The sequence below is a fragment of the Parapedobacter indicus genome, from assembly GCF_900113765.1.
In the GTDB taxonomy this organism is placed as follows: Bacteria; Bacteroidota; Bacteroidia; order Sphingobacteriales; family Sphingobacteriaceae; genus Parapedobacter; species Parapedobacter indicus.
In genome coordinates, this window is sequence record NZ_FOQO01000003.1 from 287,319 (window position 1) to 304,773 (window position 17,455).

The following is a 17,455-nucleotide window of genomic DNA, read 5'->3' on the forward strand; positions in this document are numbered from 1 at the left end:
TTATAAAGCCATTTCCACAAAAAAGTCGCCCGCTTTCCAATCGGAAGGCGGGCGACTTTTTTGATTACTTCGATGGCAATTGGGATTATTCCTCTTCAAACTTCCAGCGCACAAAAGCCTCAATGGCTTCGTATTCCGCCATACCTAAGCCATCATACAGCCGCGCTGTCTCGCGGGTACGTTCTTCAGCACGCACCCAAAACTCACGGGCATCATCTCCAGGAAATACGGGGACATCTTTCTGAGACTGGTGCTTAAAAATTGCGTGTCGTTTTCGCAATACTTCCTGCGGCGAAAGTGGGACAGCCATTTCAATTTCGTGAATTTCGAACTCATGCCATGCGCCGCGATAGAGCCACAACCAGCAATCCTTGGTCCATGCTTCTGTTTCCCTCAGCCTTAACATGGCCTTGTGGATGATATCAAAACATACCTTATGGGTACCATGCGGATCAGCAAAATCACCCGCAGCAAAAATCTGGTGAGGTTTAACCTGTTGCAGCAGCTCCATCGTTTGTAGGATATCGTCCTCATAATCCGGCGTTTTACTGTATTTGCCCCGATCATAAAAGGGTAGGTTCTGAAAATGTATATGATCATCGGGCAATCCCGCGAAACGCGCTCCGGCGATCGCTTCACCTTTACGAATCAGCCCTTTCACGGTCAGCAGCTCCTGCGTATCGATCTGATTAGGCTTCTTATCTGCAATAAACCGCCGCGCATTTTTATACAGGTCTTCGAGTTTTTGAGTATCTAAACCTTGCGACTTAGCAAAATCTGTCGCAAATTCGATAAAGCGAAGCGCATCATCGTCCCATACCGCCGTATTGCCTGACGTTTGATAAGCTACGTGCACGTCGTGCCCCTGGTCTGCAAGGCGGATGAATGTCCCTCCCATGGAGATGACATCATCATCGGGATGCGGAGAAAAGATGATCGAGCGCTTCGTTGCCGGGTCCCGGCGTTCAGGTCGTTGACTATCATCCGCGTTGGGTTTACCGCCTGGCCAGCCCGTAATCGTGTGCTGCAACTGGTTAAAAATATCAATATTGATATGGTATACTGGCCCCTTTTCGGTGGCCAGTTGCGCCATTCCGTTGTTGTTATAGTCATCTTCCGTCAGCTTCAGCACCGGCTTTTTCAGGGTCTGTGAAAGCCAAACAACCGCCTTTTTTATCGTTTTATTATCCCAGATACAATCCTTCACCAGCCACGGCGTATCAAAACGCGTCAGCAGGGATGCCGCATCTACATCGATGACAAATTCGACGTTATCGGAAAGCTGCAGGTACGTAGCGGGCACTTCGGACGACAATTCACCTTCGACCGCTTTTTTCACAATCTCGGCCTTCTTTTGGTTCCAGGCCATCAAAATGATTTCCCGGGCTTTGAAAATGGTGCCGATACCCATCGTAATAGCCTTGGTAGGTACATTTTCTTTACCCCCGAAATCGCGCGACGCATCGCGGCGGGTCAAGTCATCCAGTGTAACCAACCGGGTACCTGAGTTGGGTGCCGACCCCGGTTCGTTAAAACCGATGTGCCCCGTTCTGCCAATACCTAGTATCTGCAAATCTAAGCCACCCAATGCCGTGATTTTTTGCTCGTAGGCCAAACAAAAATCATGGATTTCTTCCATGCTCAGCGTACCATCAGGGATGTGCACATTCTCACGCTCGATATCCACGTGATCAAATAGATTTCGATTCATGAATGTAACATAGCTCTGTTCCGAATCGGGCTGCATGGGATAGTACTCGTCAAGGTTAAAGGTGATTACATTTTTGAAACTGAGTCCCTCTTCCCGATGTAAGCGCACCAATTCCGCATACACTTTTACAGGGGTTGCACCTGTAGCAAGGCCAAGGATGGCCTGCTCACCTTGTTCTTGTTTGCCGCGAATTAAATCGGCAATACGTTTTGCTACGGCTAGCGAAGCCGCGGTAGGATCGGAGTAAACGCTCACGGGTGCTTTCTCGAAGCGTGTTTCTTCCAGTAAATTTAATCTTGCCATCTGAGAAATTACGTATAAGGTGAGACGCAAAAATAAATATATTTACTTGAAAAAATAATTAAAGAGAATATACTTCCTTAAATTTTTTTTAAAACGGACAAACAATCGTGTGCGTAAGAATTAAGCAAACGGTTGCGTTTATCAAATGCTTTGATAACTCAACAAACTATCCTATACTTGTTTGTTATTACCGTGTTCGCTCTTGCCGTACACCCAATTTTCCATTATGAAATACAATCGTAGAAATTTTCTAAAGAGTGCTACCCTCCTATCTGGGGCTGTGGCAGCATTGCCCGCGGTGGCACACGAGGTTGCGTCTGAAGTCCAACCCACAAAGCCTCAACGCTTCAATATGAGCGGATATGCGGCTCCAAAAATCGACAAAGTTCGGATCGGATTCATCGGTTTGGGCCAACGCGGGCCAGGCGCTGTACAACGGATGTCGCATATTGATGGCGTGGAAATTAAAGCGCTCTGTGATAAGGATCCCAGCAGGGCCTCAAAAGCGCAGGGAATTCTGACAAAAGCCGGGCTCCCGAAGGCCAAGGAATACAGTGGCGAAGAAGGCTGGAAGGACATGGTAGCCAACGAAGACCTCGACTTAGTTTACATCTGCACGCCATGGAACCTGCATACACCGATGGCGGTCTTTGCAATGGAACATGGTAGGCATGCGGCGAGCGAAGTGCCTATCGCGATTACGCTCGATGAATGCTGGCAACTCGTTGAAACTTCCGAAAGGACTAAAAAGCATTGTATGATGCTTGAGAATTGCTGTTATGACTTTTTCGAGATGCTGACCCTCAATATGGCCCGCAACGGCTTGTTCGGTGAGATTATGCACGCCGAGGGTGCATACATCCATGACCTGTTAGGCTTAAATTTCGATAAGGACGGCTATGCTGATATGTGGCGGCTACGTATGAACGCCACCCACAACGGCAATCTCTACCCTACGCATGGATTGGGCCCGATTGCGCAATGTCTCAACATCAATCGGGGCGACCGGATGGATCACTTGGTATCCATGTCGACCAACGATTTTATGATGGCTGATACCGCTGCTGCAAAAGCAAAAGACGATGCTTTTTTCCAGCCCTTTGCCGGAAAATCGTATCGAGGCAACATGAATACGACACTGATTCGCACGGCTAAGGGAAAATCCATCATGGTACAACACGATGTAACCTCTCCCCGCCCGTACTCACGCATCCACCTCATCAGCGGTACCAAAGGAGTAGCTTCCAAATATCCTTCACCTGAACGGATAGCGTTTGGCCACGAATGGATTAGCGACGAGGAATTGAAAGCACTCTATACAAAATATACTCCACCGCTGATCAAACACGTAGGCGAGGTGGCTAAGCAGGTGGGTGGTCATGGTGGGATGGATTTCATTATGGATTGGCGCCTCATTGACTGCCTCCGTAATGGATTGCCGCTTGATCAAGACGTGTACGACGGGGCATTATGGAGCAGCATTTTTCCATTGAGTGAACAGTCTGTGGCAAAACGATCCCGTTCGCTCGATGTACCGGATTTTACCCGGGGTGCCTGGCAAACGAATAAACCGGTGAATCTTACATTGGAAGGCGGAGCAACGACCGGCGTCAGAAAGGGCTGACCTGTAGGAGCCGTTCGACTGCCTGCTGTAACGTCTGCTCCTGTTTAGCGAAGCAGATACGGACCAGGTGCTGGTTTATGTCCCGATGGTAAAAAGCTGCGATGGGAATCGTGGCTATGCCATGTTGTTTCGTCAACGTTTCGCAAAATTCTTTTTCCGGCAGCCTGCTGATTGCCGAGTAATCGGCAACCAGAAAGTAGGTACCTTGGCAGGGTAAGGGGCGAAAACCCGTTTCTTGGAGTGCAGTTTCCAGAAAATCACGCTTTTTCTGGAAAAACGCACCCAGTTCGAGATACGCTTCTGCATCCTTCATAAAATCAGCCAGCGCATGTTGTATGGGTGTATTGACGCTAAATACATTGAATTGGTGAACTTTCCGAAATTCCGCGGTTAGTTCATGGGGAGCTAGGCAATATCCCACCTTCCAGCCGGTAGTATGGTATAGTTTACCGAACGAAGCCACCACAAACGCACGTTCACGAAGCGATGGGTAATGTGCTGCGCTGCGACGTTGTACTCCGTCATAAACGATATGCTCATACACTTCGTCGCTTAATACATAGCAATCGGTGTTTCGAATGAGCTGGATCAACTGTTGATAATCGGTATCACTTAATACACGAGCTGTCGGATTATTGGGCGAATTGATCACGATTAGCCGGGTTTGGGGTGTTATCAAAGCAGCAACGACACTCCAGTCAATGGCAAAATCCGGAGCTCTTAGGATCACGGGCTTGGGTATTCCACCAAAGACCTGTACCGTAGGACCATATGCGTCGTAAGCGGGCTCAAACAAGATCACCTCGTCACCCGGACGGATCAACGTTGCCATGGCCGTAAAAAGTGCCTGCGTAGCACCGGCGGTAATGGTAATCTCTGTGTCAGGATGGTAGCATACATCAACGGTTGTCGCTACTTTATCACTGATCTGTTCGCGCAATGCCCTCACACCAGCCATCGGCGCATACTGATTGGGTCCAGTGCGTAAGTACTGTTCGACCAACGAAATGAGTCGCGGCGAAGGATCAAAATCAGGAAACCCTTGCGAAAGATTGATCGCCTGATGTTGAAGCGCCAACTGCGACATGTGCGTGAAAATGGACGTGGCCGTGTTGGGTAGTTTGGAGGTAAGATTCCGCATTTTTGACAGACAACCGATGGTTAAAAAGCAATATTTTCACGAAGTATTTCCCGATAAAAGCGAACGCTATCTTCCAACTGTGCGATATAGGCTTCCTTATCCAGTATAATTTTATGGTATAGCTCTTTTTCCTCGTTGATAAATCGATCAATGTGCCCTTTCGTCGCGCCATTCCCCAATAATTCGGGAAGCTCCGTTTCCAGCACTTCCGCAATCTGTGCCAGGCGATCGATGTCAATACGGGTTATCCCGCCTTCAATATTTTGATAAGTCTTCAATGCAATGTGCAATGCCTCCGCCATATCTGCTTGCGATCGCCCCCGTTCCCTTCGTAGGCGTCTGATGTTACCTAAAATATCCGATTGCGCCATAGTTTTTTCCCCGTGTTAACACCCTATCTGTATGTACAAGGCAAAGGTAAAATTTTTTACTAAAAAGACTACTAAACTGGTAGATTATTTTTCTGATAACACACAAGCAACAGGCACACAAGGAGTTTGTTTGTTGTTTAGTGTAAGCGGCGGGTGGAGACACTCGCCGTTTTTCAGTATTACTCTTCGTACAGTTGTACAGCACTGATCCCCTGATCGCCAAGCGCATTGATTACGTCCAACGCCTTAATGCTACCTTTAACAGAAAGAAGAAAATGATGCGAAAGATAATCAACACACCAATCGACGATATTGGGCAGGTTGTCCATGACAAGGGAAAGCCGCTCCAATTGGGACGGCGCTGCCACCGAGGTTTCAAATTTCATGATTTCCATAACTTCTCCTTTTTTTGTATAAACTGATTTTATGGTTTTAATACCATCGTGGATGGCATATCTTTAAGCCACTCTTCCTTTTCCTGTGTCAGTTGCGCCCAAGTTGAGAGGCTAACGAGCATCAAATCGAATGATTCCAGTCTGATCGCGCTGATTTCCGGTTCATTTATCAAATTAATATGATTAGGCGCGGCATAATCGATTGCACGAACCGCTTCTCTAAATTCCAATGTGTTCTTCATGACATTGTTGGCATCCAACAACGTAATATGCACCGCCCCATTCTGAATGAATTTTTGGATGTATACCAACAGAAAGCTGTCACTGATGGAATATATCGGCACGATGACACCGCGGCATTCGTCCATGCCCTTATCAATCAGGATCCCCAGAGGAATCTGAACGGCTTTGATCAGGTTTTTTGTCCGCTCATCGAAATAACCAGTCGAAAATAAGTTGTCCCGACCGGTAAGTGTTTCATAAATCCGCTCAGGATTAATGACTTTACTGGTAAATCCCAGAATACGACCCAATACGGTCCCTTCAAACACAGATTGCCCGACACCTACTAACAGAAGGTCGTAATCATCGGCATTAGAAACCGAAACAATGTCATCATCGATGTCATCTGTGGGTTTAAAAATAGGGGTGAAACGCTGTCTTAATTTATTTCCTTCTTCTTCCAGTAAAGCAAAACTTTCGCGCTCGTATTCGACGGAATTAAAGTGATTCAATTCGTTCCCCAGGGAAAGATGAAGGGCAGTGACCGTGGAATTTTCGCTGGATTTTCGGGTAAGCATATGCGCAATGCGAAGCAATAATTTTCCGGTATAGGGATTTCCGAAAGAAATAAGAACATTGTACTTGTCTTTTTTGGTCAATAAGGTACTGCGGGACTCACGCGCTTTGAAGACACGGTTGAATAGATCCAACAACGGGCCGGTCATAAAAGTAGTAAACAGGGCCATTAACACCAAAATTGCAAACATTTCCGGAGTCAGTACCCCAAGATCGTATCCGATATTGAGTGCCACCAACTCCATCAGACCGCGGGTATTCATCAATGCACCGATCGTTAAGCTCTCGTACCAACTTCGCCCCACAAACCGCGCAGAAAGTGCGCTCCCCACGAATTTACCGGTCACGGCAACGGCAACCACGATCAAACAAAGTTGCCAGAGCCCGGGTTCGTTCAACAAGCCAATCTGGGTACGCAATCCCGTAAAAACAAAAAACAGTGGCAACAACAGCACCAACGCCACATCTTCCACCTTCTCGGTGAAAATATTCCGGAAATTAATGTTTGCAGGCATAATTACTCCGGCCATAAACGCACCAAACAAGGCATGAATACCGATTACTTCGGTTACCCATGCTGATAAAAGCAGTGTCATGAAAAAAAGACCTACCACCGGTTTGCTCAACCGCTCCTTGGTGGAATGAAGTTCCCCGATACGTTGGATGAATGGACCAACGAACCGCAGCATCAGAATCACATACAGAATCGCAAAGAAAAGGGTAAAGCCTGCACTGGCCAGCGATCCGGCTTTTACCACGGCGATAACCGCTGCCAGTAGGCACCATGCGGTAATATCGTCTGCCGCCGCACAGGTAATCACAATGGAACCAAGCTTGGTTTTGGTAATACCTCGTTCCTGTACAATTCGTGCCAATACCGGGAAAGCGGTGATGCTCATGGATATCCCGATAAACAATGCATAAGAGAGAAAGGGTACCTGCGGCGGCGCCGTTTGTTGATAAATGAAATAAGCCAACCCCATCCCCAATGCAAATGGAAAGATGATACTGGCATGGCTGATAATAACCGCGTCATGTGCTTGCTTCCTCAACAATTTGAGATCGAGCTCCATCCCCACCACAAACATGAAGAGAATTAGGCCGATCTGACTCAGTACGCCCAAATTAGGCAGTGAACTGACAGGAAATAAAAAGGCTGAAAACTCAGGAAAATAGAGTCCCAATACTGATGGACCCAATACGATACCGGCGACCGTCTCGCCAATAACCGATGGTTGGCCAATTTTTCTGAAAAGCATACCAAATACCCGGGCCACTAAAATGATCGCGATAATCTGCAACAGCAAAATGGCTAAAGGGTAGGCTAAATTCGCACCTATGGAAGCTTGAAAATGCTGCCACCCACTTTCCGACATCACATGTTCCGGCATTTCGGAGCCATTTTCCAGCAGTCGGCCCCTTGAAATGATCCAGTACCCAAGCCCGGAAAATCCTCCGATCACACACAAATAAAAAAGCCAATTTTTCAGTTTCATTATTCCAGTTGCCGTATGATTGATAGTTCAGAACATCAATTATACTATTTTCGCAGCCGATAATAACCCGCCCTACGTGCTTTTTGTACTGAAAAATTTATTTTTTGTACCGACTAACCCGACATCCGGTTTTTAAGATCTGCCCGGTATTGTGCAGATAATGGAAACCGGAGCGGCATACCGCTTCCAGAAAAAGAACAAGATACCCATTGCTGGGTATAACTCGTGATCGCATCTACGGCAATTATTGTTTTGCGATTAATACGGCAGAACCTATTCTTGGGCAATAACAGGAGGAGTTGGTCAAAGGTAATATTTTTCGCCAGCAACCAGCTACCGTCCCGGTAAGCAATCTCTTTGTCTCGCCGGTCATTCGCAGCTACCTCGATGAATGCTATTTCGTCGCTCTTCACCCGAACTTTTCCTTTGCTGGTATTCAGTTCGAACGCATGCGCTGTGGATCTTCTCACCGCCAGCCAATCCCTTGCCTTCGCAAAGGCTTTTTCCAGGCGGTCAAGCTGATAAGGTTTCCGGAGATAATCGACAGCATCTAAATCGAACGCTTCTGAAGCATATTCCTTGTATGCGGTCGAAAATATAACGGCCTTGTCTTTCAATCGTTGAGCCAATTGGAGCCCATTGCCACCCGGCATACGAATATCTAACACACACGCATCAAAATCCAGCCTATCCAATTCATTCAGAAATTTCGCTGGATTATTAAAGGACTTCACGACCTCAACTTCGGATAACTGGCTGCAAAGCATCTGCAAATACTGCAATGCGGGGAGTTCATCGTCTACCAGTATACACCTAATGCTCGGCATGAAGTTTAATCTCAAGTCTTACCTGGTACGCATCGCCATCTGTTTCTGTTGTCAACCGATACTGCTGATCGTAGATCCGGTCGAGGCGATTTTTGAAGGCCTTATTTCCCAAGCCTCCGCGTTGATCTCCACCTCCGACGATATTTGGCTGAATCTTGTTCGAAACCGACAGTAAAAACAAATCATCCTTCGCCTCAAAAATCACCGAAATGAACGAATTTTCGCTTTGAATATCAGCGTGTTTAAAGGCGTTCTCAATCGGATTGATGGAAATAAATGGTGCAATCATCAAATCACCGCACGTCTCGGAAATCTTTTTCCTCACGTGGAGATCAAAAAGCGGACTTATTTTCAACCGGTTGATTTCAATCAGATTTTCGGCAAAGGCAATTTCTTCTTTTAGTCGAACAAAACGGGTATCTGATTCATAAAGGATATAATCCAGCACATTGGATAATTTATCCAGCGCATAATAGCTTTGGTATGCATGTGACTGTATGGCGTTCAGCGCATTTTTAAGCAAATGTGGATCCAGCTTGTATTTAAACAAGTCGGCAACTGCGTCGGTAGCACCCATTTTACTTTTGTCGATCTTCTCGTTTAACCTCCTTATCTCTTTTTTAGATTCAGCCAATCGACGATAGCAAATAAATATTCCTACCATGCAGAGTATAAGCAGTGCAAACCATACAAACGAAAATGGCAGGTTAAACATCCTTACGTATAGATCGTCCATCACAAAAATCAATAAAAGATTGGGTAAGCCAAAATAGTATCCGCATTATTTGGAATCAACAAAAAAAGCGCCCCGATAGCAGGGCGCTCAGTCATGCGTGAATGCAGTGAACGTAACCAACTAAAAAATGTAGCGCAATGTAACACCGTACGTCCGCGGGTCGCCCAATACACCGGCATAATGCCCGGCATTGCCTGCTCCGGGCAGTAATTGTTCAAAATAATCCTTGTCAAACGCATTGCGAACCCAAAGATACAGTGAGACACCCTCCGCAGCGCGAAAACCGGTCCGTCCGTTCAATAAGGTATAGCCGTCCACATTCAGGTACTTGGAAGGAGAAGGGCTTGAAGAAAAGGACGACCGATAAAACCCATCTACCGCAAAGATAAACTCACCTTCCTGCCCAAACAACGAGGTGGTTCTTGTGGTTGCTTCTCCGCCAAAGGACGCTGCCCACTCCGAAATACCAGGTAATTGTCCGCCCGAGATATCCTTGAACGTGGGACCGCCTGTTTCTTCCAACGGCGGCGGAGCGTTGGTAAAACGCACATACATGCCATCGGTGTACGCTAAGGAACCGTAGAGCGAAAAGAAATTATTGAACTTCACGTTCCCATCCAATTCGAGCCCTCTCACCCGGATCTGCTCCGCATTGGCCAGATAGCCACGGTTTACAGAAAGGTCTGCCGCTTGCACCTGAGCCTGGTAATTTTTCACGTCGGTGTTGTACACCGTCAGGCCGAGTGATACATTGCGTGCAGGCTGTGCTTTCACGCCCACTTCATAATGACGCACGCTTTCTGGCTTGATCACGGCCAGTTCGAGCATGGTCTCCCCATTTTCTCTGGGCAACCCGCCCAGATTCAAACCAACCGGCCTGAATCCCGTTGAAAATGTGGCGAACGCATTCATCTTGTCGGAGGGTTTAAAGGCCACGGTCAGTTGTCCCGACACATCGGTATCATCGATATTCGCCTCGAACTCCTGTGCGCTGTATACTGCATTTTTTATCGCCAGTAGGTCTGGGTCGTCGGTTTGTAACCCGCCATACGTTTCACGGCGAAAGTCCACCGATTTATCGTCGTAATTCAGCCGGATGCCGGGAAGCACCCGCAACTGTGGAGTAATGGCCCAGTCGATCTGGGCAAAAACCGCCCCGCTGAACGTCTTCAGGCTGGGGTAAGTCTTGATTCCGTATCCTTCCAACAAACCGGGCGTCTGCCAAAGCGGGCTTTCCGAATTCTGCGAAAAGCGCCATTGGTCGCTGCCAGACTCTTCGGTATGTGCGGGATCCGCATTTAACGACTGCCCCAATGCAAAGACGCCGATTACGGCACTTAGGTTGTTCGATAGGTCACCTGTCCAACGCGCCTCCTGCGACCATTGCTCGTGACGTGAAGGTGCCTGTGAAAGCGCAAGCCCCTGTAATCCTGTGAAATCACGATCATTTGAAGGCATCCAGTTCCAATACCTCCATGCCGTGGTAGCGGTCAGCGTACCGGGCCCCACCTTTACATCCACGTTCGCCGAAACACCCCCAAGATCTTGACCAGACCGCCAAGGGGTATCGTGGTCAATCAGTCGGTCGAACGGGTTGCGGCTTGGCAGCTCGTATCCCAAATCGGCGATAATCTGCTCAAACTGCCGATACGCCGGTCGCTGGGTCTGCACCACCCCGGCAATTACCTGTGCGTAGCCATTCGGCCGCTGGCGGGACGCATCTCCTGTTATCAATACCTGCCAACCTTCAGACGGTGCATACAGGAGCTGTCCCCGCAGTCCGAGGTTATTCAGGTCATTCAACCGTTGCTGTGTAGCTACATTGTATAGCAATCCATCCCGCTGTGTACCGCTGAATGACACACGTGCAGCCAAATGCTCGCTCAACGGACCGCTCACCGATGCTTTTGCCTGGATGAATCCGTAATTTCCGTAGCTCAGTTCGGCCCTTCCTTCCGGCGTGAATGTGGGCTTGCGGGTGGTAACGTTGAACGCACCGGCTACGGTATTTTTGCCAAACAGGGTCCCCTGTGGCCCACGCAGCACTTCGATTTGTTCCACGTCAATAAAATCCAGCGTAGTCGCCGCTGGGCGCGCGTAGTAAACACCATCTACGTAAAAACCTACTCCCGGATCGATGCCATCGTTCGTCAGGCCAAACGTTGTCCCTAAACCTCGGATGCTCAATCCCGTGTTGCGGGGATTGGACGAATATAACTGTACAGTGGGCACCATTTCCTTCAAGCGGTTTACATTGAAAGCACCGCTTTCTTCCGCCAGTGTGCCACTGACTACCGAAACCGGTATAGGAACATTTTGCAGCAGTTCCCTGCGGCGTCGGGAGGTAACCAACACTTCGCCCAGGCTTGCAGCGCTGCGCTCCAATTCGATGGTTATGGGACTTTCGGTGACGACTACTTGTTTCGTTATGTAACCGATGTATGAAACAATCAATGTTACAGGCAGATTTTGACCTGTCACAAATTGAAAGTGTCCCTGCCTATCCGTCTTGGTGCTATGTGTGATACCCGCAAGCTGCAAGGTAGCGCCTGCAAGCGGCTCCCCGTTTTCTGCGTCCAGCACCACGCCGCCAAAGGACGCATTAATCAATGGAGTGGTTTCCTGGGCATTCGCAAGCAGCCCTGTTTTCAATCCCAAGGCGATAAAGACGAATACGCGCAGTATTGTTAGATGAGTACGTATTGGTTTTAACATATACAATCAGATTTTTACTTTATACCGTCACTACAGCCAAACAGATATGCATCGCAAAGCATATAAGTCGTGTAGAACGAAACAAAAGTATACTGATTTAGTAGACATTAAAAGGACTAATAACTGCGTAATATAGGAAGAAAATATGCGTATCTGGAGTTCCTTCTTTTCAATAGGCTTAAAGCCGGATAAAACAGTCCAGGCTGAGGTGAACAAAAAATAACGATGGTACGTATTAAAAGAATACGTTCAACAACGAATAGAGCGAAGTAATTATAATTAGTAATCCCACAATAATAAACAACGCCTTTTGTGGAATCTTTTTGGTTACATACGCTCCCAATGGAGCAGCCAAGCTACCTCCTAAGATCAATCCGAGGATAATTTGCCAACTCTGGATCCCGGTAAAATAGATCAATATCCCAGCTGTAAAGTACGTAACGAAAAACTCGGCGGTGTTTACCGTGCCAATGACCTGGGCAGGGGCATTCCCTTTGCTGATTAGGTTGGATGTCACAATCGGCCCCCAGCCCCCCCCGCCTATCGCATCGAAAAAGCCACCGAAAGCAGCCAATATCGGAGCATGCTTCACATTTCGCTTTATCTCAAGTTTTTTTCGCAAGGATTTCAACAAGATGACTACTCCCAAAATAAGCAGGTACGCATTAACAAACGGCTTGATATAACCGCCATCAAGGACTGTTCCGAGTAAAAACGCCCCCAGTGATGCACTAAGTACCCCCGGAACAATCAGCTTGAAAAATAATGGCTTATCAAAATTACCCAATTTAATATGTGATAATCCAGAAACTCCAGTTGTGAATACTTCTGCGGAGTGTACGGCGGCAGAAGCTAATTTAGGAGGCAGCCCGTATCCAAGTAATACGGCGCTCGATGTCGCGCCGTATGCCATTCCAAGTGCACCGTCGACAATCTGGGCGATAAATCCAGCCAGCACAAACCAAAAGAATGTAGAATCCACGTGCCAGTCACTTGCGCTGGCAGTAGGAAGGTATTTCACCAACAAAATACCTATCAAGGTAAGCTTGAGCAAAACCATTCCAATGGAGATGTGTTTAGCTGTTATTCTGTTGGCGGTGAGATTGATAACCTTAGCCCTTACGGATTGAATCATCTATTTTTACTTATGTTTATTGCTCTTGCGTTTATTTTAAAAGCCCACAAACATACGGAAATATCTATAATCTATAAACTAAGTAGACTACTTATTTTAAAAAAACAATGTAACCGACAGCTTTTTTGGGAAGATCCGATTTGGCGATTACCCAAACAACCACCAAGCAACAGCCAACGTGATCAATATATTGAACGATTGAGCGATTAAAAAAGCCCAAAAAGGTTTGATGCTATTGTGCGCCAATAAATCTTTAAAATTTGTTTCCAAACCGATGCTGGTAAACGCCAACGCGAACCATAGGCCTTGAATATCCTTGAGTCCACCCTTCACTTGACCTACGGTATCAACATTCAAGACAAATGAAAACAACAACGATGCCCCGATAAATCCCAATACAAACTTAGGAAAACGTTCCCAGATTACCCCCAAGCTGGGTTTTTCTACCTGCTCCCCTTTCGGAGTACCCCGATAGGTCCAATACACGGAAATGGCTAAGGCAGCGATGCCCAACAGCACATTTTGCGAAAATTTGACAATGGTGCTGATTTCTAACGCGCGCTCGCCCACTAAGCTTCCTGAAGCAACTACCGCACCCGTCGTATCAATACTACCTCCCAGCCAAGCACCGGTAACCTCCTGCGAAAGTCCAAAAACTTTGGCAAGGTAAGGCATGGCAATCATCATCGGTATCGCTGTAATCAATACCATTGAAACCACATATGATAACTTCTTCGAATCGCCCTTAATCGCTCCGGAAGTTGCGATCGCGGCGGAAACTCCGCAAATCGACACGGCACTGGAAATCATCATGGTCAGTTCGTCATCCACTTTCAGTTTACGACACAGCCAAAAAGCGAAATACCACACCGATAGGACAACAATGAGTGATTGCACCAAGCCTAAAGATCCCGCTTTCAGGATATCCGAGAAAATGACTCGGGTACCTAAAAGTACCAATCCAATCTTTACCAACAATTCTGCATTCAGGGAGTTCCTAAACCACTGGGGCAGCCTAAAAAAATTTCCGATCAGCAAACCGATCAACAAACTGAAAATGACCGTCTCTAACCCCAACTCATTCAAAAACAGGTTTCCAGATAATATCAATGAACCAAGGGTTAACACAAATACAAGGGGAAATCCCAAAAGCTGCGATTTGACAGACTTTCCAGTAACGAACGCGCCGATGATGACAATGGCATAAGCAAACAAGAACTGAAAGAAAACGCTGACTGCGTTGGTAGCCGTAAATAAGGACACCAATGCCGAACCGTCATTCCATTCATACCTAGGAATCGGGATGGACAAGCCCAAAACAGCCAATAAAATAATTAGAAAACCCAAAAGGACCACAGCCCAATCTTCGGTTAGTTTGATGTTTATTGATGACATGATAACGAATTAGTTAGATTCAAAAAATATCTTTTAAGACCTGCATAGCCGCATAGTATCCCCCCATGCCATGCACGCCACCACCCGGCGGTGTTGATGCCGAGCATATATAAATACCTTTTGCCGATGTCCGATAAGGCGAGAACCGCAATGCCGGCCGGTTGAACAGCTGAGCAATATTTACAACACCGCCATTGATATCCCCACCGATATAATTAGGGTTATATGTTTCCATTTCCGTGGTATTAAACGTATGTGTAGCCAATATGGTATCCCGGAACCCAGGCGCAAACCGTTCCACCTGATCGATAATCGCTTGGGTCATATCCTTTGTAGATCCATTAGGCACATGGCAATAGGCCCAACCGGTATGTTTCCCTCCCGGGGCCCTTGAGTCGTCAAATATACTCTGTTGCGCAAAAAGTACAAAGGGTTTAGTTGGATGTTTGCCTTGCCATACCTGCCGTTCTCCATTTGCCACCTCCTCAAACGTTCCGCCAAGATGCACGGTTCCCGCTTTACGCGCCGCTTCCGATCGGAAAGGTACCGGTTCGCTCAGCGCCCAATCTATTTTGAATACACCCATGCCATACTTATGGCGTTTCAGTTGCCATCGATAGAGTGATGATAACCGGTTGCCGCAGATTGTTAACAGTTGCTTGGCCGACACATCAAAGAGAACCGCCTTTGCATCCGGCAGGTCGTCCAGCATTTGTACTTCGGTATGGGTACGTATCGTTCCACCAAGGGACTGGAAATAACTCGCCAATGCATTGGCGATGCTTTGAGACCCACCTTTTGGTATGGGCCAGCCCCTGCGATGCCCTGCGATAGTCAGTACAAACGCAATGGCCGATGACGTTAGATTTTCCAGGGGAATCATGCTATGCGCTACAATACCGGCCCATAGGCCTCGCAATTCCCTTGTTTGAAAGCGGGCGGCTATTTGCTTACCCGATTGAAGTGATTTCAAGCCGAAAGCTGCTAACCTAAAGGGATTGGCTGGAATTTTTAGCATCGGTCCTAAAATGTGGGTATCAATCTGCGGCCAATTTCTTACCAACGGCTCGAATAACGTGCGATAGGCTTTGCCATCGGTACCTGAATATATAGCCGTCGTATCCAGTGATTGGTATAACGCACCTGCGCTACCATCGTCAAATGGATGAGCGGCCAACACCTCAGGATGGATGTATTCAAGGCCAAAGTCTTGCAGGGGCAAAGATCGCAGGAAGGGGGAAGCTACGCCCATGGGATGAACAGCCGAACATACGTCATGGTGAAATCCAGGCAACGTCAGCTCCGCCGTGCGCATTCCGCCGCCAATGGTGCCCTTTGCCTCCAGCAGCAACACCTGTAATCCCCGCTGCTGTAACGTGATAGCTGCTGCCAACCCATTCGGGCCGGAACCGACGACAACAGCGTCGTATGATGGATATAAACTCAAGCTGAAGCGATTATCGGGCTAAAGTACGTAAAAAGAATTAAGGTATTAACGGGTAATTCTACTGCTTTCGAAGCGGTTCCGCTAGATATACTTCTAATTCTTCGTTGATGCGATGATACGTATTTGCTTCTTGTTCCGCTAGTCGGTCGGTAAAAAGGATACCCAGCAGGTGGTCGGTTTCATGCTGAAAAATCACCGCGGTAAAACCCTCCACCATTTCCTCGTGGTCATGACCCTTGATATCCTGATAAGTGAGATGTATGGTATAATTTCGAAGTACTTGCCCCATTGTGTCGGGAATAGACAGGCAGCCTTCCAGTCCTTTGCGGAGCAATTTAGACCGCCAGGTAATTTTGGGATTTAGATACAATTCCAATGGTTCCCCTTTTTTGTCAAATCGCTGTACCCAAATAACATTTCGGTTGATACCCACCTGCGGGGCAGCTATACCTACCCCAGGATGCAACGAATCCGTCACCGCAAGATACATCCGTTTCGCCAACAGTGGCAGCGTTTCTTCTTTGGGGTCAATGTCTTGGGATAGCGTTTTCAGTATACGGGCTTCATCAGCCACCGTATCCTGGATCACACGCAATAATTGCGTCGTATCACCCGAACGGATAAGACCTCGTTCTTTATCGTTAAGTGGCTGTGGGGGCGCTGTGGGTTTTGGCCGTTCTTTTATTTGACCCGTATATTTCTTCTCCCCCGCACGAACCGCAGCTGCCAGATTGTTTTCCGCAGGCGGCACGGGGCAACGGTATCCGCTGCTATACGCACAGTACGGATTATAGGCGTTGTTAAAATCGATAACAAGACGTCCGTTTTTGATATCCGCTAATGACAAATCTAGATATCTGCCTCCCCCATACGTCTCGTTACCATTCGTTGAATCGGTAAATGGCAAGAAAAGATGGTCGCGATAAATGGGATTGGCAAAAAGATCAAAGCTCCGATACAATACCAGTTCTCTGGCCTCCCCCTGTAAATGGAACCGCGCCCGGGCGTATCGAATGTATTCCTTACTGGTACCGTCAGACGTTGGCATGCGAAAAGAAGATTCATTAAACAACCGTTCGACATGCGCCTCAACCCGAAAGGTACTGTCCGGGTCGTAATAATGTATATGTGGAATATCTTCTGCCGTCAGCGGTGATGTGGGATCTTTTCCAAGCTGTTCGAGTTTCGCCTGGCGAGCCTCCCAAACGCTGTCGGGATTATATTGTCCTTTGGATGGTAAAACGTAACAACAAATCCCTAGAATCATTGTCAATAATTTTGAAACGAATTGTACTTTTTTCGTCATATAATTAAAAGCATTGAATAATTCACAAATATACATTATTTTTGTCGACTCATTT

The 17,455-nt window shown here is 47.3% G+C and carries 13 protein-coding genes; 1 reads left to right on the plus strand and 12 read right to left on the minus strand.

Annotated features, from left to right (window positions below):
• Nucleotides 1–85 precede the first annotated feature (85 nt).
• Complete coding sequence (gene nagB / locus BMZ56_RS07875; RefSeq protein WP_090626027.1) at nucleotides 86–2,014, minus strand: glucosamine-6-phosphate deaminase; 1,929 nt, start codon at nucleotides 2,012–2,014, stop codon at nucleotides 86–88.
• A 226-nt stretch (nucleotides 2,015–2,240) separates the two neighbouring features.
• Here nagB and BMZ56_RS07880 point away from each other — a divergent pair, with 226 nt between their 5' ends.
• On the plus strand, nucleotides 2,241–3,638 hold the full coding sequence (locus tag BMZ56_RS07880) for a Gfo/Idh/MocA family protein (RefSeq protein ID WP_090626028.1): 1,398 nt from the start codon (nucleotides 2,241–2,243) through the stop codon (nucleotides 3,636–3,638).
• On the opposite strand, the gene BMZ56_RS07885 is transcribed toward BMZ56_RS07880, so the two are convergent.
• The 11 genes from BMZ56_RS07885 to def form a co-directional block, all read right to left on the minus strand.
• Complete coding sequence (locus BMZ56_RS07885; RefSeq protein ID WP_090626029.1) at nucleotides 3,625–4,779, minus strand: methionine aminotransferase; 1,155 nt, start codon at nucleotides 4,777–4,779, stop codon at nucleotides 3,625–3,627. The genes BMZ56_RS07880 and BMZ56_RS07885 overlap by 14 nt on opposite strands.
• A 20-nt stretch (nucleotides 4,780–4,799) precedes the next feature.
• Entirely contained in the window at nucleotides 4,800–5,150 is a 351-nt protein-coding gene (locus BMZ56_RS07890) for a helix-turn-helix domain-containing protein (protein ID WP_090626030.1), read from the minus strand.
• A gap of 179 nt (nucleotides 5,151–5,329) precedes the next feature.
• A complete protein-coding gene (locus tag BMZ56_RS07895; protein ID WP_090626031.1) occupies nucleotides 5,330–5,545 on the minus strand; it encodes a hypothetical protein in 216 nt (71 codons plus the stop codon).
• A gap of 29 nt (nucleotides 5,546–5,574) precedes the next feature.
• A complete protein-coding gene (locus tag BMZ56_RS07900; protein WP_245893134.1) occupies nucleotides 5,575–7,839 on the minus strand; it encodes a cation:proton antiporter in 2,265 nt (754 codons plus the stop codon).
• Between the two features lie 113 nt (nucleotides 7,840–7,952).
• Nucleotides 7,953–8,666 (minus strand): LytR/AlgR family response regulator transcription factor, encoded by a 714-nt coding sequence (locus BMZ56_RS07905; protein ID WP_090626033.1) that lies wholly within the window; start codon nucleotides 8,664–8,666, stop codon nucleotides 7,953–7,955.
• A complete protein-coding gene (locus tag BMZ56_RS07910) occupies nucleotides 8,653–9,300 on the minus strand; it encodes a histidine kinase (protein ID WP_218146506.1) in 648 nt (215 codons plus the stop codon). The genes BMZ56_RS07905 and BMZ56_RS07910 overlap by 14 nt, the downstream gene beginning before the upstream one ends.
• A 222-nt stretch (nucleotides 9,301–9,522) precedes the next feature.
• Nucleotides 9,523–12,117, minus strand: a complete 2,595-nt coding sequence (locus BMZ56_RS07915; RefSeq protein ID WP_090626034.1) for a TonB-dependent receptor — start codon at nucleotides 12,115–12,117, stop codon at nucleotides 9,523–9,525.
• A gap of 235 nt (nucleotides 12,118–12,352) precedes the next feature.
• On the minus strand, nucleotides 12,353–13,252 hold the full coding sequence (locus BMZ56_RS07920) for a sulfite exporter TauE/SafE family protein (RefSeq protein ID WP_090626035.1): 900 nt from the start codon (nucleotides 13,250–13,252) through the stop codon (nucleotides 12,353–12,355).
• Between the two features lie 147 nt (nucleotides 13,253–13,399).
• A complete protein-coding gene (locus BMZ56_RS07925; protein ID WP_090626036.1) occupies nucleotides 13,400–14,647 on the minus strand; it encodes a YeiH family protein in 1,248 nt (415 codons plus the stop codon).
• A gap of 19 nt (nucleotides 14,648–14,666) precedes the next feature.
• On the minus strand, nucleotides 14,667–16,094 hold the full coding sequence (locus BMZ56_RS07930) for a phytoene desaturase family protein (protein WP_090626037.1): 1,428 nt from the start codon (nucleotides 16,092–16,094) through the stop codon (nucleotides 14,667–14,669).
• Nucleotides 16,095–16,152: 58 nt separating this feature from the next.
• Nucleotides 16,153–17,361 carry a peptide deformylase gene (def, locus tag BMZ56_RS25835; protein ID WP_218146507.1) on the minus strand — a complete coding sequence of 403 codons (1,209 nt, stop codon included), beginning with the start codon at nucleotides 17,359–17,361 and terminating at the stop codon, nucleotides 16,153–16,155.
• Between the last annotated feature and the right edge of the window lie 94 nt (nucleotides 17,362–17,455).

Excerpts from the sequence above, each read along its gene's own strand:
- BMZ56_RS07905 (WP_090626033.1), bottom strand. The coding sequence starts at position 8,666 with ATGCCGAGCATTAGGTGTATACTGGTAGACGATGAACTCCCCGCATTG.
- BMZ56_RS07885 (WP_090626029.1), bottom strand. The coding sequence starts at position 4,779 with ATGCGGAATCTTACCTCCAAACTACCCAACACGGCCACGTCCATTTTC.
- BMZ56_RS07895 (WP_090626031.1), bottom strand. The coding sequence starts at position 5,545 with ATGGAAATCATGAAATTTGAAACCTCGGTGGCAGCGCCGTCCCAATTG.
- BMZ56_RS07900 (WP_245893134.1), bottom strand. The coding sequence starts at position 7,839 with ATGAAACTGAAAAATTGGCTTTTTTATTTGTGTGTGATCGGAGGATTT.
- BMZ56_RS07920 (WP_090626035.1), bottom strand. The coding sequence starts at position 13,252 with ATGATTCAATCCGTAAGGGCTAAGGTTATCAATCTCACCGCCAACAGA.
- BMZ56_RS07890 (WP_090626030.1), bottom strand. The coding sequence starts at position 5,150 with ATGGCGCAATCGGATATTTTAGGTAACATCAGACGCCTACGAAGGGAA.
- BMZ56_RS07925 (WP_090626036.1), bottom strand. The coding sequence starts at position 14,647 with ATGTCATCAATAAACATCAAACTAACCGAAGATTGGGCTGTGGTCCTT.
- nagB (WP_090626027.1), bottom strand. The coding sequence starts at position 2,014 with ATGGCAAGATTAAATTTACTGGAAGAAACACGCTTCGAGAAAGCACCC.
- def (WP_218146507.1), bottom strand. The coding sequence starts at position 17,361 with ATGATTCTAGGGATTTGTTGTTACGTTTTACCATCCAAAGGACAATAT.
- BMZ56_RS07915 (WP_090626034.1), bottom strand. The coding sequence starts at position 12,117 with ATGTTAAAACCAATACGTACTCATCTAACAATACTGCGCGTATTCGTC.
- BMZ56_RS07880 (WP_090626028.1), top strand. The coding sequence starts at position 2,241 with ATGAAATACAATCGTAGAAATTTTCTAAAGAGTGCTACCCTCCTATCT.